Consider the following 24,162-nt stretch of genomic DNA (forward strand, 5'->3'; position numbering starts at 1 on the left):
TACTAAGGACTTAGTTTCAAATCAACTAACCATTTAGTTCTCCACCGGCGGAGCACCCGGCCCTACACACCGAGCGCCTCCCGCAGCTCCGGCAGGCGCCGCGACTGCACCGCGCCGTAGACGAACCGGTCCGGCCGCAGCACCACCACGTCCGCGGCGCGCTTGGAGAACCAGTCCGCCAGCTTTCCGGTGACGTCCACCAAGGTGGGCGCGTCCTCCTCGGCGCCGTCCACGGCCTCCGCCGGAGGATGGAACGTCAGCATCCGGCCCCCCAGCGACTCGGCCAGCTCACGCGCCGCCTCCAGCTCCGCCGACGGCGCGTTGCCCCGGCACAGCACCGTGAACTCATTGCCCAGGGTGTCGTCCAACAGGACCTCCTCACCCGACGGCAGCTTCACGCGCGGCTGGATGAAGTACTCGCCCTTGTCGCCGAAGTAGTAGCCGCTCGCGTGCGCCGGGGCCTCCTTGAACTCGAAGCCCTCGATGAACTTGCGCACCCGGGGGATGCGCTGAAGGGTGCGCATCAGCGCGTCACGCGCGGAGGCCACCAAGGGGTTGCGCGCCAGGAACAGGTGCCCCACCCGGACACACAGCTTCTGCACCGCCTCCACGTGCGGCCGGCGCTCCTGCTCATAGGTGTCCAGCAGCGACGCGGAGGACTGCCCGTGCAGCACGCGTTTCAGCTTCCACGCCAGGTTGGACGCATCCCGCATCCCCGACACCAGGCCCTGGCCCATGAAAGGCGGCATGGTGTGCGCCGCGTCGCCCAGCAGGAAGACGTTGCCCTGGCGCCAACGCGCCGCGTTGAGGCAGTGGAAGGTGTAGACCTGCGCCCGCTCGATGCGCACCCGCTTGGGGTCCACGTACGGCGCGATGAGCTCGGCGATGGTCTCCGACTTCTCCAACTGCTCGCGCGTCTCGCCGGGCATCATCATGAACTCCCAGCGAATCTGATTCACCGCGCCGGTGGCCACGAAGGCCGGACGCTTCGGGTCGCACACGAAGCGGCAGATTTCCGGCGCCTCCCCGTCCACCACGGTGCCGGACACCGCCAGCCAAGGCTCGCCGTAGGCCCGTCCCGACATCGGGATTCCCATCACCTTGCGCACGGTGCTGCGCGCCCCGTCACACGCCAGCAGGTACTTCGCGCGGATGGAGCGCTGCTCCCCGGTGAGCGAATCGCGGTAGCGCACCGTCACCCCGTCGGAGTCCTGCACCACGGCCTCCACGCTCACGCCCTTGCGCAGCTCCACGTGCTCGAAGCGGTTGAGCCCGTCGCGCAGCGCGCCCTCCAGCAGCGGCTGGTGGAAGAACCACAGCGGCGTGTGGCCGAAGCCGAAGTCCGTCTCGCCGGTGTGAATCTCCGCGAAGCGCTTGCCCGTGCCGCCCACGTACTCCGCGAAACGGCTTTCCCGCATGTTGCTTTGCAGCAAATCCAACAGTCCGGTGGACTGGTAGATGCGCAGGCCTTCGTCGTCGCACGAAAAGGCCCGGGGCTCGCCGTGCGGCGTCACGTCCCGCTCCAGCAGCAAGGTGCGTACACCCATGAGACCCAGCAGGTTGCCCGTCAACGCTCCCACCGGACCACACCCGCTGATGATGACGTCCACCTGCGTGTCCGTCTGCTGACTGTCACAACCCATGGATGCCTCCCGGGGCAATGTCTGGCATTTTTAATAACGAATCAGGTGTGACCACGGTGTGACGGGTACGGAAGTCTGGATCAGCATCCGCTCAGAGCGGCGAGCTGCCGTGTGACGGAAAAACCACACGCAAAAATTGTCACTACTGGGGCAATCCCTACCCGTGACGGAGGTTTTCGGCGGACGTGTTACCTTAGGGCCCCGCCCATGCGAGGAATCCCGGAGGACATGGCAGCCGACGGCCTGGTAAATACACAACGCTTTCACCTGGAACTCTTGGGCGAAGCCCGGCTCCGGGTCGGCGACACACGCATCCCGCTGGAGCGGCGGACCGCGGGCGTCCTCGCATGGCTGGCATTGGAAGGCCCTCACCCGAAGTACCGCCTGGCCGGACTCCTGTGGGCAGAGTCCGGGGAGACGACCGCGCGCAACAACATGCGACAGCTGCTGCGCCGGCTGCGGCTCGCCTGCGGCTCGGAGCTGGTGCAAGGCACCGACGTCCTCTCGCTGTGTGAGGGCGTTGTCTCGGACGCCGCCGAACTCCAGGCCCACGTGCTCGCGGGGCGATTCTCGGAAGCCCTCATGCTGGATGGCGTGCTCCTGGGCGCCCTGGAATACGAAGATTGCTCGGAATTCCAAACATGGTTGGAAGGCGCGCGTGAGCGATTGGACAAGCTTCGCCGCCGGGCCGCCGTGGCGGAGTCGGAGTCGCGGGAGAAGCGGGGGGACCTGACGGGTGCGCTGGCGCTCGTGGAGCAGCTCCTCACCATGGACCCGTATTCGGAAGAAGCGTGGCGCCGGCTGATGCGGCTGCACTACGTGGCGGGCGACCGAATGGCCGCGCTCAACGCCTTCGAGCGGTGCCGCCGCCTGCTGCGCGAGGAGCTGGACACCACGCCGCTGCCGCAGACGGTGGCCCTGGCGCGCGAAATCGAGCGGGGCCCGCCCGCCCCCAAGCAGGTGCCCCCACCCACGAGCCGGCTGCCCCTGTCCGTGCTCCGGCCACCCGTCCTGGTGGGCCGCGAGCGCGAGTGGGCGAGGATGGAGGCCGCCTGGGAGGCGGGGCAGACCATCTTCATCTCTGGCGAGCCGGGCGTGGGCAAGACGCGCCTGGCCCATGACTTCGCGGCGTCGCGGGGCAGCTACCTGCTGCTGGAGGCGCGGCCCGGCGAACAGAGCGTGCCATACTCCTCGCACGTGCGGCTGGTGCGGCAGATGCTGGCCCGGGTTCCCGATCCAAACCTGCCGAGCTGGGTGCGGCGCGAGCTGGCGCGCCTGCTGCCGGACCAGGCCGGGCAGGAAGGCCTGCCCCCGCCCATGGCGGACGAGGCCGACCGCAGCCGCTTCCTGGAAGCGCAGTGCCAGCTCGTCTACCAGCTCGCGGCCAGCATGGACGCCATGGTGGCCGACGACCTCCAGTTCATGGACAGCGCCACCGCGGAGTTCGCGGTGCTGATGCTGTCGCGCCGCCACGCGCCCGAGCCCGGCGGCCGTTTCCCGCGCTTCATCGACACCTACCGGACGGATGAGCTGTCGCCCCAGGCCACCGTCTTCGTCCAGCAATTGGTGACCGCGGGGCTGGCCATCCTGGTGGAGTTGCAGCCCCTGGGCTCCGCTGCGGTGGGCGCGCTGCTCCAGAGCCTGGAGCTTCCCGGCGCGGAGAAGCTGGTGCAGGACGTGACGCGGCACACCGGTGGCAACCCGCTCTTCATCACCGAGACACTGAAGTACCTGCTGGAGACCGGCGGCCTGGAACGCGGCTGGCCCGAACACGTCCCCGCCTCCGGCCGGGGCCAGCAGCTCATCCAGCAGCGGCTGGAGCGGCTGTCCCCCTCCGCGCTGCTGGTGGCCCGGCTGGCGGCGCTGGCGAAGACGGACTTCACGCTGGAGCTGGCCAGCGAGGTGCTGGAGATGAACCCGCTGGCGCTCGTCACGCATGTGGCGGAGCTGGAAGGCGCGCAGATTCTGAGGGGCGAGCGCTTCACCAATGACTTGCTCTTCGAGGTGGTGCGCCAGGGCATCCCCGGCGCGCTGGGCACGCTGCTCCACCGCCGGCTCGCCGTGGCCCTGGAGCAGCGCGGCGCCGCGCCCGTCGTCGTGGCCCAGCACTGGCTGGACGGCCACGAGCCACGCCGCGCGGCTCCCTTCCTCGTCTCCGCCGCCAACGCGGAGGCCGCCGCCCTGCGCCACCTGGAGGCCGCCCTGCTCTATCACCGCGCCGCCGCGCTGCTGGACGAGACGGGCCACGCCGACGAAGCGGCGCTCGTGCGGGGCCGCGTGCGCAACATCCCCACCGCGTAGCTGGGCCGGCTCGGCTCAGCGAGGTGCCGCCGTCACCTCGCGCGCCACGTCCAGGAAGGCGCGGAAGGCGGGCGACACCTGCGCGCGGCTGGGGAAGTAGAGGAAGAAACCCTCCACACGCGCCGCGTAGGGCTCCAACACCAGGCGCAAGGTGCCGCGCGCCAGCTCCGCCTCCACGGACGGCTCGAACACGTAGGCGAGCCCCAGGCCCGCTTCCGCCAGCCCCACGTGCGCCTTCCAATGCGCGCTGACGAACGGCCCGCGCACCGGCACGCGCCAGCTGCGCTGCCCGCGCTCCAGCTCCCACTGGTAGATGGAGCCCGTCGTCTCGGAGCGGATGCAGAGACAGTCGTGCGCTAGCAAATCCCTGGGCCGCTCGGGCGTGCCCCGCCGCTCGAGGTACGCGGGCGCGCCCACCACGACGAAGCGGAAGCCGCCCGACAGGCGCACCTGCACCATGTCGCGCTCCAGCGCTTCCGACATGCGGATGCCGGCATCCAGCCCCTCCGCCACCACGTCCACCAGCCGGTCCTCCACGCGCAGGTCCACCTCCACGCGCGGATGGAGCTGGAGGAAGCGCGCCAGGATGGGCGTCACCACGGGCGTGACGGCGACGGTGGGCACGGTGAGACGCACCGAACCAGACACCTCGCCCGGCTGGGCGGTGGCCGTCTTCAGGGCATCGAGCGCCTGCTCCACCGGCGGCCCGGCGGACTCCAGCAGGCGGCGGCCCGCGTCCGTGAGGGACACACTGCGCGTGGTGCGGGTGAGCAGCACCACGCCCAGCCGCGTCTCCAGCTGCCGGACTGACTGGCTCAGCGCGGACGCGGACACGCCCAACTCCGTGGCTGCCGCGGCGAAGCTGCGCTTGCGGCCTACCACCAGGAAGGCATTCAGGGCGTTGAGCGGCGTGAAGGCCATTGTGAAGATTTCCTAACCAGCGCGTCCCGATTTCACCTGTTTCGCGCGAGCGAGAGCGGGCGCATATTCCGTTCCGCCGAGCAGTGACAACACTTCAAGCGCCAGGAGAGCACCCCTCATGATTCCCGTTCGCGGCTACGCCGCCCAGGACGCGAAGTCCCCCCTCGCCCCGTTCCAGTTCGAGCGCCGCGAGCCCGGCCCCAGCGACGTGCAGATTGAAATCCTCTACTGCGGCGTCTGCCACTCCGACCTGCACCAGGCGCGCGACGAATGGGGCGGCTCCCTGTTCCCCATGGTGCCCGGCCACGAAATCATCGGCCGCGTGGTCCGCGTGGGGGACCAGGTCAAGAAGGTCAAGGTCGGAGACATGGCGGGCGTCGGCTGCATGGTCGACTCCTGCCGCACCTGCCCCAGCTGCCAGGAAGGCCTGGAGCAGTACTGCGACAAGGGCAACATCCAGACGTACAACGGCAAGGAGAAGGACGGGCGGACGGCAACTCAGGGCGGCTACAGCGAGGCCATCGTCGTGGACGAGGCCTTCACGCTGAGGATTCCGGAGAACCTGGACCCGGCCGCCGCCGCGCCGCTGCTGTGCGCCGGCATCACCACGTACTCGCCGCTGCGGCACTGGAAGGTGCAACCGGGTCAGCGCGTGGGCGTGGTGGGCCTGGGCGGGCTGGGTCACATGGGCGTGAAGCTGGCCAAGGCTATGGGCGCTCACGTCACCGTCTTCAGCCACACCGACCGCAAGAAGCAGGACGCCGCGCGCCTGGGCGCGGACGCCGTCGTGGTGTCCTCGAACAAGGAGGAGATGGCCGCGCAGACGGGCAGGTTCGACTTCATCCTCGACACCGTCTCCGCGCAGCACGACCTCAACGCGTACCTGCGGCTGCTGCGCCGGGACGGCCACCTGGTCCTCGTCGGCGCCCCGGAGAAGTCGCTCGACGTCCGCCCCTTCTCCCTCATCCCCATGCGGCGGAGCTTCTCGGGCTCGATGATTGGGGGTATCCAGGAAACACAGGAAATGATAGACTTCTGCGGCAAGCACAACATCGTCTCCGACATCGAGCTGATTTCCATCCAGCAGGTGAACGACGCCTATGAGCGGCTGCTGAAGGGAGACGTGAAGTACCGGTTCGTCATCGACCTCGCGAGTCTGCGGAAGTAGCCGCCCGGGAGCTCCGGCTCCCACCTCGCGGGACAACAGCCGCCAGGCAACGACTGCCCCGGCTCGAAGTCGCGCCCCGCCCACCGGCCTTGGAGGGCAGGACAGTGCACGCCATTGCACATCGTCCTGCCCCACTGGTCAGGTGCCTGCTCGCCGTTCGGTGCGAATTCTCAGAGCATGACTACGACGATTGCGCAGGCCGGTTTCGTGAAGGTGACGTCCCCGTACCCCGAGGAGCAAGAGCTGCTGGATCCGGCGCTCGCCGCCCCCACGCCCCAGAAGGCAGCCCAGCTTCGCCAGAAGGCGAGCCATTGGCTCAGCCGTGCACAGAAGGAGCTGCACGACGCCATCTTCGCGCGGGACGGCTCGGAGGCCGGACTGGACCGTTATGCCAGCGCCCGCGCGGAGCTCGACTCGGCGGAGACGTGGGCCCTGCGCGTCGCGGAAGCCTTCTCCATGCGCCGTGATTGACGACGAGCCGGGAGCCCTGGCGCCGGACCGTGGCGCCGGGCACCCCAGCGGACGTTACGCCACCCGGGCGGGAGCCTCTGGCCTTTCGGCCTGGGCGCCCTCCGTCAGCGGCGCCGTCAGCGGCGCCGGAGCGGGGCGCTGGCCGTAGGGGAAGTGGTCCTTGAGCTTCAGCATGTGCTTCTCGAAGAGGTTCCAGCTCACCAGCGCGAGCCCCAGCGAGAGCCCCGCGGCCACCACGTAGAACACCAACTGCATGGGCATGTCCGAGCCCGCCACCGTCTTCAGCGGCGTCTTCAGCACCGTGCGGCGCAGGATGGCGTCCAGCGGCGAGTGGATGAGGTAGATGGCGTAGCTGTACTTGCCGAAGGTGAGCAGCAGCCGCGTCGTGAGGAAGCGGTGCAGGACGTGGCCCTTGGAGACGGCCACCGCCTTGTACACGCACACGGCGTAGAGCACGGCGATGGCGGTGTAGCCGCCCGTGCGCTTCACCAGCTCGAAGGTGGGGCCCACCGGCAGCACCACCAGCGCGAGCACCACCGGCACCGAGGCCCAGGCCGCCCAGCGCATCCACGGGAACGCCTTCAGGCCCAGCCCTTCCGGGTGGCGCAGCGCCATCGCGAGCAGGCCGCCCATCGCCAGCGAGTCCACGCGGCAGAACGTCACCACGTAGGTGCTCTCGATGCTGGCCCCGTACAGCGTGAGCCCCACGCGCACCAGGATGGCCATGGCGATGGTGCCCAGGCACAACCGGATGGCGCCCCGGTACGACACCGCGGCGATGAGGAAGGGCCAGACGATGTAGAACTGCTCCTCGATGGCCAGCGACCACACCACGCCGAGGATGGGGTGCGTGGTGTCCACCCACAGCTGGTAGAAGTTGGAGAGGTACAGCAGGTACCAGACGGCGCCGTCGGTGGTGATGCGCTCGTCCAGGCCCAGCCGGCCCGCCAGCGACGGCAGCACCAGGAACGACACCGCCAACGCCAGGTAGTAGAGCGGGAAGATGCGCAGGAAGCGGCGCATGTAGAAGTTGCGGAAGAAGTACGGCTGCCCCTTCGCCTCCCAGAGGATGCCGGTGATGAGGAAGCCGGAGAGGACGAAGAACAGGTCCACGCCCGTCCATCCGGCGCCGGCCAGCCACCACGTCACGCGTCCCGCCACGCTCTGGTCGCTCAGGTGGGTCGTGTGGAAGAACACCACCAGCAGGACGGCGAGGCCTCGCACACCGTCCAGCACGGGCAGGTGGCCCTGCAGGCGCGGAGCGTGCGCCGTGGGTGCATCCACACGGCCAGAGTTCAAGGACATGAAAGTTCTCTTACCAACAACGACTGTCATTCAACAAGACCACCACCCGGCGTGCGTGGGATTGCGATGCGGGGTGTCCGTCCTGCCACCAGGCAGCCATGCGCGGGAAAAATGCACGCGCGCGTGAAACTCCCGGGCCGCTCGTGACACCTTCGTGCCGTGGCCCTCCTTTCCGCGATGAAAATGGTGCTAGCAGGTGCGCCCCCGTCCGACACGGACCGGGAGCGGACGCTGCTGCGCCGGGCGCGCACGGGTGACCCCGCGGCCTTCCGCTGGTTGTTCGAACGGCACGCCGCGGGGGTGTGGCGCTTCTTGAAGGATTTGCTGCGCGACGAGGCCGCGGCGGACGAAGCCACGCAGGAGACCTTCGTCCGCGCCCACGCGCGGCTGGGCGCGCTTCGCGACGAGGACCGGCTGGGCGCGTGGCTGCTGGGCATCGCCCGGCACGTGTACCTGGAGTCACTGCGGCACCGGGGCGTCCACGTGGACATGGACGATGAAGTCCATGGCAGCCAGGTGGAGGCGGTGCTGCCCACGCCCACGCCAGAGGACCTGCTCCTGGACCGGGAACTGGAAGGACTGCTGGCGGGCGCGCTGGGGACGCTGCGCGAGGACCGGCGCGCGGCGCTGCTGCTGCGCATCGACCACGGCCTGCCCTACGAGGAGATTTCAGCGGTGATGGGCTGGTCGCTCCAGAAGGTGAAGAACGAAATCCACCGCGCGCGGCTCCAACTGCGCGAGCACCTGGCCGCACACGTTGGAGGCCACTCATGAGCGCTTGTCGCGAAACCGAACTGGACGCGCTGCTGGCCGACGAACTCTCCCCCGAGGACGCCGCGCGCGTCTGCGCTCACACCCAGGCCTGCCCCGCCTGTCAGCACGCGCTGAGTTGGCTGCGCGCGGAGCGGGGGTGGATGGCGCAGCGAGCGCGGCGCATGCCGGCGCGGCCCGCCCTGGACTTCGCCGCGTTGGAGTCCCGGCTGCGAAAGCCCGTGGTGCCCGCCGCCCCGAAGGTCAGCTGGATGCACTGGGGGAAGATGCTGACCGCCGCCCTGGCGTCGGTGGCCTTCGTGAGCATCACCACGCTCCAGGTGACGCGCCTCCCAAGCGCCGACGAGCCCTGGTCCCGGAACGACGCGCGCACCACCGCCACCCGGACCGTCGACTGGTGTGACGACCCTTCACGGGAAGCCGTGGCGGCGCTGGAAGCCCTGGTGGGGGCGTGCCTGGTGGCCTCCCCCTTGATAACCCTGCGCTGACGCCGGCCGCGGTGACCTACGGCGCCGGAGGCAGCCGGCTCTCGGCATAGTCGATGGCCTCCACCGCCTGCACCAGGCCGTTGCCGTAGTTCGGATCCCACCCGGTCGGCCCCAAATCCCTGGCCGTATTGAGCAGGGCGTCGCGCACCATCTCCGCATTGAGCCGCTGGGGATTCACGCTCCACACCAACGCCGCCACCCCGGCCACGTGCGGTGTCGACATGGAGGTGCCCGTCTGCAGCGTGTAGTCCAGGCCGGAGACGTCCAACGTCACGTCCTGTCCCATGAGCTCGCGGAGTACGTTGGCCGACTCCAAGGACACGGAGACGGTGGGCACCCACAGCTTGGACGGCCCGTTGAGGGTGAAGTTGCCCGTGCCCTCCTCCGCGGTGTGGTTGCCGATGATGACGGCCTTCGCTCCGGCACGGATGGCGTTGCGCACCTTCTCCTCGAAGAGGATGCCGCCGCCGCGGTCCACGTAGGCGACGAAGCCATCACAGGTGGCGGCCTCTCCACAGTCGGAGACGCTGCTGCCCAGGCCGCAGTTCACCAGCCGCCCCGAATAGGCGCCCACGGCCGAGAACTCCAGGGGGTTGGACACGAACTGCTGGCTGCTCGCGGCCACCTCGCCATACGGCGCCCCGCCGATGATGGTGGCGCTCAACACGCCCACGCCGGGGGCCACCAGATTGATGCCCAGGCCGTACTGGGAGAAGCTGGCCCACTCCTCTGCGAAGGTCACCGCTCCCACGCCCACCACGGAGTCGTACCTGGCCGGGAAGGCCACCTCGCCCGCGCCGGAGTTGCCCGTCGCCGCGATGGCCAGCACGCCATTCGCCTTGGCCTGATTGAAGGCCAGCTCCTCGGCATCGCTTTTCGACCCGGCGCCCAGCGACAGCGACACGATGTTCGCCCCCTGCTCCTGGCACCACTGAAGCGCGGCGATGACATTCACGGTGTCACCCGTGCCGCGCTCGTTCAGCACCCGCGCGATGAGCAGCGACGCGGTGGGGGCCACGCCCACCGTGCCGTTGGGGTCCTCGCCCAGCCGCACCCGGCCGCCCCCGCCCAGCTGCGCGGCGATGGTGGCCGCGGTGTGCGTGCCGTGTCCGCCGCCCCACAGCAGCACGTTGCCCTTCGAGTCGACCTGCGCGTCCAGCGCCAGCGAGTTGGCGGACCCGCTGATGAAGTCCTTGCCCCCGATGAAGGCGGCCTGCAGCTCCGGGTGGCGGTTGTCCCAACCACTGTCGATGACGCACACCTTGATGCCCGTGCCTGAAGGCCGGCCCGGGTCAAGAGCCCCGTCGTTGTCGGCGTCCCAGACCAGGTTGGCCTGCACCATCTTCAGGCCCTCGGTGTACTCCCCCACGGAGCCCACGGTGTTGGGGGGCGGCCGCGGCTCCGCGCCCAGCCACGACTGCGCGGGCAGCGGTGGCCGCGACATGCCGAGCGCGTACACCGGACGGTTGGGCGACACCGACACCACGTCCGGATTCCGGGCGAGCGCCGCGCGCGCCTCGGGAGATACCCGGGCGGACAGCATGTTCAGCGACGGGACGCGCTGCTTCACCTGGCCTCCAGCGCGCGTCACCTCGTTGGCGAAAGCATCCGTGTTGGCCTGCGCGGAGGCGAAGACGCGCTGCCGGAAGGCGATGATGACGTCCTCCGTGCCATCGTCCGTCAGGGCCGCCTCGCTTCGCGCCGCGGACACCACCGTCGGCAACTGGGACATCCCCTCGGTACCGGGGCACGCCTTGGGCTCCTGCTCCGAGCCACATGCCATCAGCCCCCCGACCAGACCCAGCCAGACGCAACGCTTCATTTCACGCTCCTCGAGTGCCCGTCCAGCAGGCGTCGTACGTCACGGCGCGGCTGATGGATTTCCAGGGACGCGCATGAACGGAAGGACACCTGCTTCCGTTCCCGGAGCGCAAGTTAACCACGTCAGCGAATCGGCCGCTCGCGCCCCTGTTCGTGGCAGGACGTGCTGGGCAAGCAGCCGATGGGTGCGGCCGTGAGCCAGCGAACGCTCCACTGAGGGGGAGCGTCCGCCCTTTCACGCCTCGGCCGGATCCACGCCAAAAAGGCGGAGCGCATCGGCGGCATAGACGTCCAGCTGCCGCTGCGTCTCCGCGGCGTCCCAGCCCAGCCGGGGCGCCATGACCTCGGCCGCCACACGCGCGGCCGCGTGCCCCTGGTCGCGCGTCTCGAACGCCACCTTGAGGCGGCGGATGAGCAGGTCCGACAGGGTGTGCACCAGTTCGTGGGTGACACCCCAGGCGGCCTCGGCGGCCCGATAGGGAAGCCCCTCGGCGAGCGGCCGGGACAACGTGGCGTCCTCTCGCGTCAGGGCCCACACGCGGCGCCAGCGGCTGCCATAGGCGCGCACCAGGTGGACGGCCGTGGCGTCGTCCCCTACCTCGGCGCGAGCCGCGGCGAACTCGGCGTCCAGCGCGCGGATGTCTCCACCCGGCAGGGGCAACGCATCCGTGGGCGAGCGGCGACGGGGCTGGCCCAAGCGTCGCTCCACGGCGTCCACCACGTCGCGCGCCATGACGCGATAGGTGGTGAGCTTGCCACCGCTGATGGCGAGCACGCCGGAGGGGCTCACGTCGATGGCGTGCTCGCGGCTGGCACTGCCCGCGTCGGCCTGCGTGCCGTGGTAGCCGCTGGCCACCAAGGGACGGATGCCGGCCCACGCGCTCACCACGTCCGCGCGAGTGAGGCGCGCCTCGGGGAAGAAGGCGTTGGCGGACTCCAGCAGGTAGGCCACGTCGGACTCGCTGGCGCGGACCTCCGCGGGGTGCGCGCGCGTGGACGTTTCCGTGGTGCCGATGATGGTGAAGTTGTCGGCGGGCAGCACGAACATCACCCGGCCGTCCTTGGGGGACAGCAGCGTGAAGGCGTCGCGGTGGTTGATGCGCTCGCGCGGCACGGCGAGGTGGACACCCTTGCTGCCGCGCACGGCCGGGCTCGTCCCATTCGGCGCATCCAGCCGGCGAATCTCATCACTCCACGGGCCGGTGGCGTTGACGATGACCCGTGCGCGCACGGTGACTTCCTCGCCGGTGAGGTGGTCCACCACCGTCGCGCCGTGCGCTTGTCCCTGCTCCAGGACGAGCCCCTTCACGGACGCGTGGTTGAGGACGACGGCCCCCGCCTCGGACGCGCCCACGGCATTGGCCAGGGTGAGGCGCGCGTCGTCCGTGGCCGCGTCGTAGTAGCGGGCGCCGCCCTTGAGGTGGTCGGTGCGCAGGCCGGGCTCGGCCGCGTGGACCTGCCGGGCGCTGAGCCGCCGGTAGCCCTTCACGTTCCGGAAGAGGGAGAGGGCGTCGTAGAGCATGAGGCCCGCGTTGAGCTTCCAGCGGGGCACGCGGGCACCCGCGTACACGGGCCAGATGAAGGCGAGCGGACGCACCAGGTGCGGGGCGAGCCGCAGCAGGCGTTGGCGCTCGATGCTGGATTCGAAGACGAGGCCCAGGTGGCCGTGCTCCAGGTAGCGGAGGCCGCCGTGGATGAGCCGGGACGAGCGGCTGGAGGTGCCACTGGCGAAGTCATCACGCTCGACGAGCGCCACCTTGAGGCCCCGGAGCGCGGCATCCCGCGCCGAGCCCGCGCCGGTGACACCGCCCCCGATGATGAGGACGTCGAAGGTCTCCGTGGCCAGGGCCCGCAGGCGTGCTGCGCGGGACGGAGGCGGGGGCACATCTGCTTCGGAGACAACACGGCTGAGCGCGACGGATTCAGAACGCACGGCATAAGTGTAGCGACGTTGGCCGGCGAGGGCAGCGGAAACCAATGCGCTGCGTCAAGCGCGCTACACGGAGCGAGGCTACATGTGTCCGCGAGGCACCCATCCGAGGGGGGACGGTGCCTTGCGCGTCCGGATGAAGACAGATAGGAGGCGGCCGACCCTCCCCTCACCCCGGGCTCCACGGCCTTGTTGAACCCCCACGACCGACGCGACCTGGCCTGCCTGGGACTGATGGTCCTGGTGTACGGGCTCGTGGTGGCGCCGGTGCTGCACGCGGTGGTGGAGCACGGCGATGGTGGTCATCACCACCCCCATGCCCATTCACACCCGCACGGGCACGCCCACGCGCACGGTGCGAGGAACGAGCACGCACACCGTGGCGACGAGGGCGCGGGGGAACCCGCACCCGACGGTGAGCGGAAAAGCGGGCACGAGCACCTGACGGGCTCCGTGGAGCACCTGCAGGCGGTCGCGCTGGCCTGGGCGGTGATGAAGCTGCCGCGCGTGCGTGAGGTGTCGTGGTTGGCGGAGCTCCAGCGAGGCCCCACGAGGGCCCCCGGCTCCGCGGTGCGCCCGACGGCGATGCCCCAGGGCCCGTAGCCGTCATCATCCTTGCGCAGCCAACGCAGGGAGCCACGCGTGCGGGGCACGCATGGGTCCGTGTGTCCTGCTCGCTGACTCACTTCTAAACCCGTCCCGGTGGGGTCACTCCCTGAGGCGTCGTGCGCCGCGCGAAGTCCGAGCGTGCGCAAGACGCCCCAGCAAGGGGCCTGCGCCGCCGTGTGCCCGTACGTGCCCGTGCTCCTCGTTGCCGCAATGTCGTCGTGTGTCCTCGCCCTATCGCCCTCGAACCGTCCGCCAGATGCGGCACGAGAGCCACCTCCCGCGTCCAAGGCCGCGGCAGTCACGGGCACGAGCGCACATGACGACGTGCCGCCCTCTGTCAGCACGGAGCGCCAGGCATCTGGCTGGTCAGCACAAGCCCAGTCCGCAGCGTCCGCTGGCGAATCCGCCGCCCGTACGCCCCAAGCCAATTTGACGGCCCAACTGCCTGCCGCGCCGAACACGCAGACGCGTGCACCAGAAGCGACGCGACACGGAGCCGCGGAACTTCCCGCCGTGCAGCCATCCAAGGCCATCCAGCCCACGAGCACGGTCGCGCAGCCACCCCACCCACCCGCAGCCAGCGCCATCACGTCCGTGAACTCTCCGGCGGAAGCGGACACATCCCCAGCCAACGAGCCCGGACAGCTTCCCAAGGAAGCATCCCCCCCTCACTCCATCGCCCAAACCGCCGACGAAGTCTCGTCGGAGGCAGGCCCTCGTCCTCTCCCTTCGGAGCAGGAGGCGTCCCTCACCAGCGCATCCGCTCTCGAGGCCAAGGAGCCGCCGTCAAAGTCCACGGTGGTGCGCGGCGCGCGTCCCGCGCAAAGCGCGTCCGAGGTGACGCTGGGCCGGGACATCCTGGACGCGGCGCCACGCAGGAACGCGGTGGACCTCCTGCGAGCCGTCCCTGGCCTCGTGGCCTCGCAACACAGCGGAGAGGGCAAGGCCCAGCAGCTCTTCCTCCGAGGCTTCGACGCACTGCACGGCCAGGACGTGGAACTCGACGTCGGCGGCCTGCCAGTGAACGAGGTGAGCCACATCCACGCGCTGGGCTACGCGGACATCAACTTCGTCATTCCAGAGGTCGTGCAGGCGCTCGAAGTGACGGAAGGTTCCTACCGCGCCGCGCAGGGTGACTTCGCCGTCGCGGGAACGGTCCGCATGGACCTGGGCGTCGCCGAGCCCGGCGTCCAGCTCTCTGGCACGCTGGGCCAGTACGGCCAGCGCCGGCTCGTGGCAACAGTGCGGCCGGGAGAAGACGCGGGAACCTTCGCCGCGGTGGAACTGGGTGAAGGCAGAGGCTTCGGCGCGCAGCGGGGCTACGGCCGCGCCTCTCTCCTCGCGCAGGCCAATGCGACACTCGGAGATGGGCTGACGGTCCGCGCACTCGGAGGCAGCTACGTCACGCGCTTCGACTCTCCGGGCGTGGTGCGCGAGGACGACCTGCTTTCGGGCCGCAGCGATTTCTTCTCCGCCGCCCTGGGCCGCCAGGGCGGTTCGGTGTCACGGCACCAATTGCTGCTCGGCGTGGACCTGCCGCGCACGGGGAACGGGCGCACGAAGCTGGAGGTCTTCGGCATCCTCTCGGACCTGCGGCTGCGCAACAACTTCACTGGTTTCCGTGTCGACGAGCGCGGTGACGGCCTGGAGCAGACGAACAACGCCACCACGCTGGGCGCCCGCGCCGAGCATCGGAGGTCCGTGACGGCCTTCGGTCGCCCGGTCGCGCTGGAACTTGGATTGGGCGCACGGCGAGACAGCGTGGAGCAGACGCAGCGGCGCTACCGCGAATCCGACGGCACCTTCTTCTCCGACGAGATTGACGCGGCCTTCACCCAGACAGACGTCTGGGGCTGGGCCGAGGCCCGCATGCCGCTGGGCCGCTGGAGCTTCCGGTTGGGGGGGCGCGCGGACGCGTTGGGTGTGGAGGTCTTCGACGCGCTCGCCTTCCGGGACCCGCGCTACTACGACGGACAGGGCTATTCGCGCAGTGCCTTCGGCGTCCACCTGGGCGCGAAGGCAGGCGTGGAGTACGCGCTGGGAGATGACGCGGACGCCTGGCGCCTGTTCGCCAGCTACGGTGACGGCTTCCGCTCGCCGCAGGCACGCAGCCTCTCGGAGGGCGAGCGCGCCCCCTTCGTCTCCATCCGAGGCGCGGAGCTGGGCTCGCGCAAGGACGGCGAGCACTGGGCCCTGCAGCTCAGCCTCTTCGGCTCGCAGGTGGACAACGACTTCTTCTTCGACCACACCGTGGGCACGACTGTGTACACGGGCCAGACGCTGCGCTCGGGCGTCTCCGCCGCGCTCCAGGCCCGTCCACTGTCAGGGCTCGTCACCTCGGTCAGCGCCACGTTCGCCCACGCCTACGTGCGAGCCTCGGACACACTGCTGCCCTACTTCGCGCCCTTCGTCGCGCGCGCCGACGTGGGCTGGGACGGCCCGCTGACCTGGACGGGGTTCGGCGGTAGCACGCTGTCGCTGGGCACGGGGCTCACCTTCATCGGTCCACGCCCGCTGCCCTTCAGCGAGCGCAGCGCCACCGTGTTCCTCGCGGATGCGCACGTCGCCATCCGCCGGGGCGAGCTGGGGCTGAGGCTGGAGGTCTCGAACCTGCTCGACGCGCGCTGGAGGGATGGCGAGTTCGTCTACGGCTCGCGCTTCGACCCTGCCGCCGCGGCGAGCCTCGTCCCGGCAAGACATTTCACCGCGGGGTCGCCTCGGATGGCCTCGCTTTCCCTGGAGGTCCACCTATGAATCGCAGACACATCCTCACCGGCGCGCTGGCCCTGGCCGCCGCGGCCACGGTCCTGAGCGGCTGTGGCAGCGAAGCCGAGCGGCGCACGTTTCCCGTGGAGGTGACTTCCACGCCCATGTCGGGCGCCAACGAGCGAGGCTGGACGGTGACGGTGGAGTCCGCGCACCTCTCCGTGGGCCCGGTGCGCTTCTTCGAAGGCCGCGCGCTGACGGCCCGCCGCTTCGACTGGTACACGCTCATCGGCGGCACGGCCCATGCGCACCCCGGACACTACTCACCAGGCGACGCGCTGGCCGAGGTGCTGACCACCCGCACCGTGGACCTGCTCACCGGCGCCACGCTGGGCGACGCGAGCGCGGTGACCGGCGAGTACGGCTCCCTGGAGCTGACGCTGACGGCCCCCACGCAGGCCACCGACGCCCAGGGCGTGCTGAGCGGACAGGCGATGCGCGTTCGCGGCACGGCGCGCAACGCGGAGGGCGTCGAGCGGCGCTTCGACGCGCTGACAAGCCTGCCCAAGCCCATTGAGGGCGTGCGCTTCGAGAAGTCGCTGGGGATGGAGGCGGGCCGTGTGCGCATCGCCGTGAAGCTGGGGACGTGGCTGGGCCGCATTGACTTCGCCACCGCGACCGATTCGGACGCGGACGGCGTCTACACCTTCCCCGCCGACAGCCAGGCGCAGAACGCGCTGGTGCGCGGCGTGGAAGACACCACTGCCTACGTCGTGACGTGGGTGGAAGGAGCTGCGCAATGAAGAAGTGGATGCTGGGGCTTTCCTGTCTGGGACTGATGGCGTGCAGTGACGGCGCGGGCACGGTGACGTTCACCACCTACGGCGAGGACTACATCGAGAAGGAGATTCCCGCGGCCGTGGGTGACGAGGACGGCATCGTGGACGGCTGGACGGTGCGCTTCAGCAAGTTCCTCGTGGTGCTCGGCGAGGTGAAGGTCGGCAACCACGACGAGACCGCCATCGAGATGACGCAGGCGCGGGTATTCGACGTGCACAAGCCCGGCCCGGTGGTGGTGGAGACGTTCCGCGACGTGCCGGCGCAGGAGTGGGACCACGTCAGCTTCGCCATCGCGCCCAACGCCAACGCAGTCGCGGGCAACGCGGATGCCGCGGACGTCACGCGGATGAAGGACGGCGGCTACTCCGTCTACATGGAGGGCACGGCGACCAAGAGTACGACGACCAAGCGCTTTGCCTGGGGCTTCACCACCAACACCGTCTACGAGCACTGCAAGAGCCCGGGCCTGGGCGAAGGTGTGACGGTGCCCAAGGACGGCGAGGAGACGGTGCAGCTCACCATCCACGGCGACCACCTCTTCTTCGATGACCTGCAGTCGCCGGACGCGCAGATGCGCTTCGACGCGCTGGCCGCCGCGGACAACCTGGGCATCGCGGGTCCCGACGGAGAGGTGACGCTCGAGGAACTGGCGGCGGTGGACCTGACGGAGCTGCCGTCGGGGCAGTACGGCACGGGTGGCGTGGGCAACGTGCAGACGCTGCGCGACTTCGTCACGGCGCTGACGCGCAACCTGGGGCACTACCGCGGCGAAGGTGAGTGCGAGCCCCGGGCGCGCTGACCACGCGGTGGGATGCTGGCGCGGTGGCACGGGCACGAACGGCCGGCCACCGCGCCAGCATGAGCCCCCAGGCCCGGGGCCGACCCTCCCCGGGCCTGGAGCCTTCAAGGCTCAGCTCTTGTTGTGCGAGGAGCCAGACGAGTTCGCCGCGGAGTTACCCCCCGCCGGGTTGTTCCCGCTGTTATTGCTCCCGCCATTCGGGTTGTTGCCCGACTGCCGAGGGCTGTTGGGGTTCATTTGGTTGGAGCGGTTGTCCTGCGACGCCTTGTGCGCGGGGTTGTTGGGATTCTTGGAGTTGGCGCGCTGGTCGTTCTGGTTCTTGCCGCTGTCCTTGCTCATGGACCTACCTCGGGAGTCCCCAAGCGAAAGTGCCGGGGAGGCCTGAAACTAGGAAGCGGCCCAGGTGGAGACACTCGTGCGGAGGTGTTCGTCCGGTGTCGGGAAGCACACGACATCGCGCGGAGCCGGACACGGAATGCGCGAGCCGCCGCTTTGCCGGATGCGGCGACGAGCAAGGGTGCCTACCTCGTGCCCAAGGAGGTGACGCGGCGTGAGGACGGTCACGTACGAGCGCAGTGGGCGAACGAACACGGGCGCACAGGCGCTCCGGCTGGAAGGCATGAAGCACCTGAAGGTGCTGGAGCAGGGTGAGGTGGTCAGCGAGCGCGACCTCACGGGAGCGGAAGTACAGCGCCTGGGCCCGCTCTTCGAACAAGCCAGCCGCGCCCCGGCCCCCGTCGTCATGGTTCCGCAGGCAGGTGGGCCGGACGGTCTCGCGGTGACGCTCGCGTTCGAGGACGAAGAGTCTCCTCGCGTGCGCGTCGCGGCCGAGCGACTTCCAGCCCAGGGCGCTGGCCCCCTCTACGACACCCTGCTCGAGGAACTGGACCGGCTGCTGACGACCGAGCTGCATGCCCGGGCTCCGCGCCACGCACACGCGGTGCTGCCGCACCAGTTGCGCGAAGAAGAGCAGTAGCGCCTCAGGGCCCGACGCCTCGTGCCGCCCGTCGTCCAGGCAAGCCGCTCATCGGGCGGGCGGGAGCGAGCCCGTAGCCGGGGTTGCTGGCGAGCTCGGCTTCTGTGAAGACAGGAGCATGAGGCGCGTGCAGTTGTCCGTGCATCGCACGGTGGGAGAAGCACGGCTTCTGGCGGGTGCGCTGGAAGCCATGGGAGTGTCAGTAGAGGTACGCGGAGAAGCCCTTGCCCCTTTGAGCGGCGAGATTCCGAGCGCGGAGACCTGGATAGAGTTGTGGGTGGACCCGCGAGACCTTGAGCACGCGAAAGGCCTCCTGGCGGAGCTCCAGGAGAATCAAGAGCAGGCCGAGCGGTCGGTGGAGTGTCCACGGTGCCGCGAAGAGAACCCCGGCAACTTCGAGCTGTGTTGGAGCTGTGGCCTGGAGCTGCCCTCGGGGCTACGTCCAAGACTGCGGGCAGTGTAGTAGCTGGATGCAGGGTGAGGCGGAGCGCGCCTCCAGGAGAATCGGAAGTGCAGGAAGCAGAGGGAGCGCGTCGCCGCAGGCTGAGCCGGGGGACCCGAAGCCTGCTCATCGTGTGCACCGTCGTGACGCTCATCCACCTCATTCCACTCTTCCTCCCCAGGAACATGCCCGAGCAGCAGCTGTCCATCGCACGGGCCATGTCGAGCGTGTCGCAGCGTGTCCCTTTCCTGCGGCCCCTGAAGGACGACGCCACGGCCACGCCGGCGGAGCTGAGAGAGGCCGCGACGCTGCTGCTGGATGGGGCGCCAGATGACGCTCATGCGCTGGCCCTGGAGGCGGAACGCCGCAATCCCCAGGAGGTCGAAACCCAGCTCCTGCTGGCGAGAATCTGCGACGTCGAGCGGATGAGCCGGTGTGTGAGCACGGCCCTGTCACGAGCAGAGACGCTGGCCCCACGAGACGCACGGCCGGACCTGCTCCGAGCGGAGCTTCAAGAGAAGGACGGGGACGTCGTGGGCGCGGCCGAGTCGATGGGGCGGGCGCATGGAAAGGCGCCCGGCGACCCGCTGGTCGGACTGCGTTACGTCCACCTGCTGAGCGCGGCGAAGCGGGGCGAAGAGGCGCTGGCCGTCCTCCGAAAGCTTGAAGGGCGCCTGCCGCATGCCAGGCTCCTGGTGGAACTAGGCCGGGTGCACAGCCGGGAAGGGCACGACGCCGAAGCGGTGGAGCTCTTTCGCGCGGCGGTGGCCGAAGACCCGAAGCTCAGCATGGGCTTCTTCGAGCTCGGGCTCGCCTGGCATCGGCTGGGCAAGGTGGCCACCGCGGAAGAGGCTTTGCGCCAGGCGGACCGGCTGGACCGGGCAGACCCCAAGGCGATGGCGGCCCTCTGCGCGATTCAGGTCAAGGAGCGGCGCATCGACGATGCCCGGCTCACGCGAATGGACCTTGAGCGGCGCTTTTCCGGCCAGCCGGAGCTGATTCGGAAGTCCTGCAGCATCCCCTGACGCGAAGGGGCCGGAGACCTACTCCCGAGGCTCGATGCCGCGGATCTGTCGGAGCATGCGGGCGGAGGCCTTCACCTCGACGTCCACGGCTCCATCGACGCGCTCGGTGCGCACGACGGCCTGCAGGTAGGGAACCGCCTCCGCATCGCGCGCTTGCTGGAAGAGCAGCTCCCCCAGGGCGAAGCGAGCCCGCGTTAGCAGGACGATGTCCTCGGCGGCGACAGCGGCATCAATGGCGTCGCTGAGAGCGGACTCGGCCATCTCGGGCTGGTTCCGGGCGAGCAGCTCACGAGCACGCTGGATGTGTTCGTCGACGTTCATGCGCAGAGAGCAAGGTTCAACCAGGTGGGGACGCAGGCCGCCTCGCCGGGATAGATATGGGTGGGTGCCCATGGACGAGAAGCGAATCGCCGAGCTGGAAATCCGATACATGCACCAGCAGGAACTGCTGCAGGAGCTCAGCGGCGTGCTGTACGAACAACAGAAGGTCATCGACCAGCTACGAGCAGAGGTGGACCGGCTCAAGCAGAAGCTGGAAGCCGAGCCCGGCCTGGTGGACGCCCGTCATGACGAGCGTCCACCGCATTACTGAGGCTCAGAACTTGTAGCCGAGCCGCAGACCAATGGTCGGGTTGGGCTCCAGGTAGCCCACCTCGAGGCCGATGCTCGCGGCCTTGCCCTGAAGGCCAAAGCCAAACGCGGCGTGCGCCCGGAAAGTGTCGCCACGGCCAAACACGAGCCAGGGACCGACCATGCCTTCGATGTAGACGCCGGACTTGGCGAGGTTCGCACGCAGGACCAGGTCCAACGGAACACCGATGTCGTTGCCCTCGGTGATGAGCATTGCACCGAACCGAGCCCCAACAGACAGCGGCCCCGCGAGCGGCGTCTCAACGCCCAGCGTGAAGTTGAAGACCGCGCTGTCATCAATCCAATAGTCAGCCCCAAGCCCGACACGGACCGCAGCCTCGGAGTTCGTGGGAACGAGGAAGAGGCCGGCCGCGAGCAGCGCGCCAAGGCAAGGACGAAGCAGCTTCATTCGAGAGGCTCCTCTCAACACAGCGGGGGAGCCCACACTCAACCAAGCCGAGCGCGTCGATGCCAGCCACACGGAGGTCCAAATCGTCAAAGGCAGTCGTAGCGGAAGGCAGCGACTCTCAGCGGACGAAGGGCGTTCACTGCAATACGACGCGCGACTCAAGTATCCGCGTCGCAGCTATGGAACCGGTTGGCGTCGTGACAGGAGCAGCGCGGGCCGAGCACCTGCTGGTGCTGGCCACCACGGCGGCCCTGCTGGCGGTGGGGGGCGTGCGCCGGCTGCGCACGCGGCGCCTGGCCCAACGCCCGCGGTGAGGCGCCGAAAACCCAAGACGCCCAAAACAGAAAACCCCCGGTGTCCACGAGGGACACCGGGGGTTTCTCAAAAAGAATCCGGCAGCGACCTACTCTCCCGCGCGGTTTCCCGCGAAGTACCATCGGCTCTGGAGGGCTTAACTTCCGTGTTCGGGATGGGAACGGGTGGGACCCCTCCGACATAGCCACCGGAAAACAAGCGACAGTGCATACAAAGGGTAAGTTTCGAATTTCTACTAAGCGAAGTCTCGCTGTGCGTATTTCAGTCTTCCAGGCGAGTGCGTGAAGCACTCGAGCCTCGGCCTTGGCCCCGAGTCCCTTACTCCCCTTGAGGGGGCATGCAAGAGAATGGGGAAAGTAAGCCTCACGACCAATTAGTACCGGTTAGCTGAACGTGTTACCACGCTTACACACCCGGCCTATCAACGTCGTAGTCTTCGACGGGTCTTCAGGGGCTTGCGCCCGGGATACCTGGTCTTGAGGTCGGTTTCCCGCTTAGATGCTTTCAGCGGTTATCCAATCGGCACATGGCTACCCAGCGATGCCTCTGGCGAGACAACTGGTACACCAGCGGTGCCTCCAACCCGGTCCTCTCGTACTAAGGTCAGAGCCTCTCAAGTATCCTACGCCCACAGCAGATAGGGACCAAACTGTCTCACGACGTTTTGAACCCAGCTCGCGTACCGCTTTAATTGGCGAACAGCCAAACCCTTGGGACCTGCTCCAGCCCCAGGATGCGATGAGCCGACATCGAGGTGCCAAACCTCCCCGTCGATGTGAACTCTTGGGGGAGATAAGCCTGTTATCCCCGGAGTACCTTTTATCCGTTGAGCGATGGCCCTTCCATTCAGGACCACCGGATCACTATGACCTGCTTTCGCACCTGCTCGACGTGTCCGTCTCGCAGTCAAGCTCCCTTATGCCATTGCACTCGACGCCCGGTTTCCAATCGGGCTGAGGGAACCATCGCGCGCCTCCGTTACTTTTTGGGAGGCGACCGCCCCAGTCAAACTACCCACCAGACAGTGTCCCAATCCCGGCTGACGGGACATGGTTAGACACCAGAAATCAACAGGGTGGTATTTCACCGTTGCCTCCACCGAACCTAGCGGCCCGGCTTCAAAGGCTCCCACCTATCCTACACAGTCAATCCCTAGTGTCACTGTCAAGTTATAGTAAAGGTTCACGGGGTCTTTCCGTCTTGCTGCGGGTAAACTGCATCGGCACAGCTATTTCAATTTCGCTGAGTCCCTCTCCGAGACAGCGCGGAAGTCGTTACTCCATTCGTGCAGGTCGGAACTTACCCGACAAGGAATTTCGCTACCTTAGGACCGTTATAGTTACGGCCGCCGTTTACTGGGGCTTCGGATCATCGCTTCACCTTGCGGCTGACGAATCCCCTTAACCTTCCAGCACCGGGCAGGAGTCAGACCCTATACGTCGGCTTGTCGCCTTCGCAGAGTCCTGTGTTTTTGGTAAACAGTCGCTACCGCCATTTCTCTGCAACCTCTCTCAGCTCCGGCTGTACGCCTTCACCTACCAGAGGCCCACCTTCTTCCGAAGTTACGGTGGAAATTTGCCTAGTTCCTTGGAGGAGAGTTCTCTCAAGCGCCTTAGGATTTTCTCCTCGCCCACCTGTGTCGGTTTACGGTACGGACACCCTGCAAGCTCCCTACGGGACTTTTCTTGGAAGCAGAGCATCAGCGACTTACCCCTTACGGGGCGCCATGGAGTCTCGGGGATAACTGCCGCGCCTTTATTCGTACGCGACACCCCTACACCTTTAGACTGACACAACCACCGGTCAGCTCGCCTAGCTTTCTCCGTCCTCCCTTAGTTCAACGCTCACAAGATGGTGCAGGAATATTAACCCGCTTTCCATCACCTACGCCTTTCGGCCTCGGCTTAGGTTCCGACTAACCCTGGGAAGATTAACTTGACCCAGGAAACCTTGGGCTTACGGCGAGGGGGTTTCTCACCCCCTTTATCGCTACTCATTTCGGCATCAGCACTCCCAGTCGCTCCAGCCGCCTTTTCAGTCGACCTTCGCTGCAACTGGGACGCTCCCCTACCGCCACACGCTTTACGTGTGACCCGAAGCTTCGGCACTAGTCTTGAGCCCCGTTACATTTTCGGCGCGGCCTGTCTTGACCAGTGAGCTATTACGCTTTCTTTAAAGGATGGCTGCTTCTAAGCCAACCTCCTGGTTGTCAATGACCTGCCACATCCTTTCTAGTGTTCACTTAGACTAGATTTGGGGGCCTTAGCTGTCGGTCTGGGTTATTCCCCTCTTGCCAATGGACGTTATCACCCACTGACTGCGTCCCGGGATAACAATTGCCGGCATTCGGAGTTTGGTACGGTTTGGTAATCTGGTGAGACCCCTAGCCGTTCCAGTGCTCTACCTCCGGCATTGAATTGCCCGAGCCGATACCTAAATATCTTTCGGGGAGAACCAGCTATCACGGAGTTTGATTGGCCTTTCACCCCTACACACAGCTCATCTCAGAAATTTTCAACTTTCACGAGTTCGGTCCTCCATGCGGTGTTACCCGCACTTCAACCTGGCCATGTGTAGATCACCCCGCTTCGG

The 24,162-nt window shown here is 67.9% G+C and carries 21 protein-coding genes and 2 rRNA genes (1 of these 23 only partly in view); 13 read left to right on the top strand and 10 right to left on the bottom strand.

The window, feature by feature from the left end; translation table 11 throughout:
* Window positions 1–62: 62 nt before the first annotated feature.
* Window positions 63–1,643: a bifunctional 3-(3-hydroxy-phenyl)propionate/3-hydroxycinnamic acid hydroxylase MhpA gene (mhpA, locus tag BHS09_RS37605; RefSeq protein WP_140800489.1), complete on the bottom strand. Its 1,581-nt coding sequence runs from the start codon at window positions 1,641–1,643 to the stop codon at window positions 63–65.
* A gap of 228 nt (window positions 1,644–1,871) precedes the next feature.
* Between mhpA and BHS09_RS37610 the strand changes: the two genes are divergently transcribed.
* Entirely contained in the window at window positions 1,872–3,944 is a 2,073-nt protein-coding gene (locus BHS09_RS37610) for a BTAD domain-containing putative transcriptional regulator (protein WP_140796141.1), read from the top strand.
* Between the two features lie 15 nt (window positions 3,945–3,959).
* On the opposite strand, the gene BHS09_RS37615 is transcribed toward BHS09_RS37610, so the two are convergent.
* On the bottom strand, window positions 3,960–4,865 hold the full coding sequence (locus BHS09_RS37615; RefSeq protein ID WP_140800490.1) for a LysR family transcriptional regulator: 906 nt from the start codon (window positions 4,863–4,865) through the stop codon (window positions 3,960–3,962).
* Window positions 4,866–4,983: 118 nt separating this feature from the next.
* Here BHS09_RS37615 and BHS09_RS37620 point away from each other — a divergent pair, with 118 nt between their 5' ends.
* Entirely contained in the window at window positions 4,984–6,033 is a 1,050-nt protein-coding gene (locus BHS09_RS37620; protein WP_140800491.1) for an NAD(P)-dependent alcohol dehydrogenase, read from the top strand.
* A 177-nt stretch (window positions 6,034–6,210) separates the two neighbouring features.
* Window positions 6,211–6,504, top strand: a complete 294-nt coding sequence (locus BHS09_RS37625; protein WP_090495641.1) for a FruA-associating protein, FapA — start codon at window positions 6,211–6,213, stop codon at window positions 6,502–6,504.
* Window positions 6,505–6,558: 54 nt separating this feature from the next.
* Here BHS09_RS37625 and BHS09_RS37630 read toward each other — a convergent pair whose 3' ends face one another.
* Window positions 6,559–7,809, bottom strand: coding sequence for an acyltransferase family protein (locus BHS09_RS37630; RefSeq protein ID WP_140800492.1), 1,251 nt, complete (start codon window positions 7,807–7,809; stop codon window positions 6,559–6,561).
* 159 nt (window positions 7,810–7,968) lie between these two features.
* Here BHS09_RS37630 and BHS09_RS37635 point away from each other — a divergent pair, with 159 nt between their 5' ends.
* Both BHS09_RS37635 and BHS09_RS37640 read left to right on the top strand, forming a co-directional pair.
* Entirely contained in the window at window positions 7,969–8,583 is a 615-nt protein-coding gene (locus BHS09_RS37635) for an RNA polymerase sigma factor (protein WP_090495643.1), read from the top strand.
* Window positions 8,580–9,068, top strand: a complete 489-nt coding sequence (locus BHS09_RS37640) for an anti-sigma factor family protein (protein ID WP_140800493.1) — start codon at window positions 8,580–8,582, stop codon at window positions 9,066–9,068. Before BHS09_RS37635 ends, BHS09_RS37640 begins: the two co-directional genes overlap by 4 nt.
* A 16-nt stretch (window positions 9,069–9,084) precedes the next feature.
* On the opposite strand, the gene BHS09_RS37645 is transcribed toward BHS09_RS37640, so the two are convergent.
* A complete protein-coding gene (locus BHS09_RS37645; RefSeq protein ID WP_140800494.1) occupies window positions 9,085–10,890 on the bottom strand; it encodes a S8 family serine peptidase in 1,806 nt (601 codons plus the stop codon).
* Window positions 10,891–11,124: 234 nt separating this feature from the next.
* Window positions 11,125–12,822 carry a glycerol-3-phosphate dehydrogenase gene (glpD, locus tag BHS09_RS37650; RefSeq protein WP_140800495.1) on the bottom strand — a complete coding sequence of 566 codons (1,698 nt, stop codon included), beginning with the start codon at window positions 12,820–12,822 and terminating at the stop codon, window positions 11,125–11,127.
* Between the two features lie 186 nt (window positions 12,823–13,008).
* On the opposite strand from glpD, the gene BHS09_RS37655 reads away from it, so the two are divergent.
* From BHS09_RS37655 to BHS09_RS37670, 4 genes are all read left to right on the top strand, one after another.
* Window positions 13,009–13,422, top strand: coding sequence for a hypothetical protein (locus BHS09_RS37655; protein WP_237080076.1), 414 nt, complete (start codon window positions 13,009–13,011; stop codon window positions 13,420–13,422).
* Window positions 13,423–13,941: 519 nt separating this feature from the next.
* A complete protein-coding gene (locus BHS09_RS37660; RefSeq protein ID WP_335929646.1) occupies window positions 13,942–16,182 on the top strand; it encodes a TonB-dependent receptor in 2,241 nt (746 codons plus the stop codon).
* On the top strand, window positions 16,179–16,937 hold the full coding sequence (locus BHS09_RS37665) for a hypothetical protein (RefSeq protein WP_140800496.1): 759 nt from the start codon (window positions 16,179–16,181) through the stop codon (window positions 16,935–16,937). The genes BHS09_RS37660 and BHS09_RS37665 overlap by 4 nt, the downstream gene beginning before the upstream one ends.
* The gene (locus tag BHS09_RS37670; RefSeq protein ID WP_140800497.1) at window positions 16,934–17,773 is read left to right on the top strand and encodes a hypothetical protein; all 840 of its coding nucleotides are present in this window, start codon (window positions 16,934–16,936) and stop codon (window positions 17,771–17,773) included. The genes BHS09_RS37665 and BHS09_RS37670 overlap by 4 nt, the downstream gene beginning before the upstream one ends.
* Window positions 17,774–17,884: 111 nt before the next feature.
* Here the strand turns inward: BHS09_RS37670 and BHS09_RS37675 are convergent, their stop codons facing one another.
* The gene (locus BHS09_RS37675; RefSeq protein WP_140796150.1) at window positions 17,885–18,112 is read right to left on the bottom strand and encodes a hypothetical protein; all 228 of its coding nucleotides are present in this window, start codon (window positions 18,110–18,112) and stop codon (window positions 17,885–17,887) included.
* A 211-nt stretch (window positions 18,113–18,323) separates the two neighbouring features.
* On the opposite strand from BHS09_RS37675, the gene BHS09_RS37680 reads away from it, so the two are divergent.
* The 3 genes from BHS09_RS37680 to BHS09_RS37690 all read left to right on the top strand — a co-directional run bounded on the left by BHS09_RS37680 (window position 18,324) and on the right by BHS09_RS37690 (window position 20,216).
* Window positions 18,324–18,749 carry a hypothetical protein gene (locus BHS09_RS37680; RefSeq protein WP_140796151.1) on the top strand — a complete coding sequence of 142 codons (426 nt, stop codon included), beginning with the start codon at window positions 18,324–18,326 and terminating at the stop codon, window positions 18,747–18,749.
* A 118-nt stretch (window positions 18,750–18,867) separates the two neighbouring features.
* Window positions 18,868–19,212 (top strand): putative signal transducing protein, encoded by a 345-nt coding sequence (locus BHS09_RS40150; RefSeq protein ID WP_140796152.1) that lies wholly within the window; start codon window positions 18,868–18,870, stop codon window positions 19,210–19,212.
* 47 nt (window positions 19,213–19,259) lie between these two features.
* Complete coding sequence (locus BHS09_RS37690) at window positions 19,260–20,216, top strand: tetratricopeptide repeat protein (protein ID WP_174260624.1); 957 nt, start codon at window positions 19,260–19,262, stop codon at window positions 20,214–20,216.
* Between the two features lie 18 nt (window positions 20,217–20,234).
* Here the strand turns inward: BHS09_RS37690 and BHS09_RS37695 are convergent, their stop codons facing one another.
* A complete protein-coding gene (locus BHS09_RS37695; RefSeq protein WP_140796154.1) occupies window positions 20,235–20,537 on the bottom strand; it encodes a hypothetical protein in 303 nt (100 codons plus the stop codon).
* A 70-nt stretch (window positions 20,538–20,607) separates the two neighbouring features.
* Between BHS09_RS37695 and BHS09_RS37700 the strand changes: the two genes are divergently transcribed.
* Window positions 20,608–20,808 carry a SlyX family protein gene (locus BHS09_RS37700; protein WP_002640911.1) on the top strand — a complete coding sequence of 67 codons (201 nt, stop codon included), beginning with the start codon at window positions 20,608–20,610 and terminating at the stop codon, window positions 20,806–20,808.
* A 3-nt stretch (window positions 20,809–20,811) separates the two neighbouring features.
* Here BHS09_RS37700 and BHS09_RS37705 read toward each other — a convergent pair whose 3' ends face one another.
* The 3 genes from BHS09_RS37705 to BHS09_RS37720 form a co-directional block, all read right to left on the bottom strand.
* The gene (locus BHS09_RS37705; protein WP_026114287.1) at window positions 20,812–21,255 is read right to left on the bottom strand and encodes a hypothetical protein; all 444 of its coding nucleotides are present in this window, start codon (window positions 21,253–21,255) and stop codon (window positions 20,812–20,814) included.
* Between the two features lie 390 nt (window positions 21,256–21,645).
* Window positions 21,646–21,762, bottom strand: a 5S ribosomal RNA gene (gene rrf / locus BHS09_RS37715).
* A gap of 160 nt (window positions 21,763–21,922) precedes the next feature.
* A 23S ribosomal RNA gene (locus tag BHS09_RS37720) occupies window positions 21,923–24,162 on the bottom strand; it runs 723 nt beyond the window's last position.

Source organism: Myxococcus xanthus, assembly GCF_006402735.1.
GTDB lineage: Bacteria > Myxococcota > Myxococcia > Myxococcales > Myxococcaceae > Myxococcus > Myxococcus xanthus_A.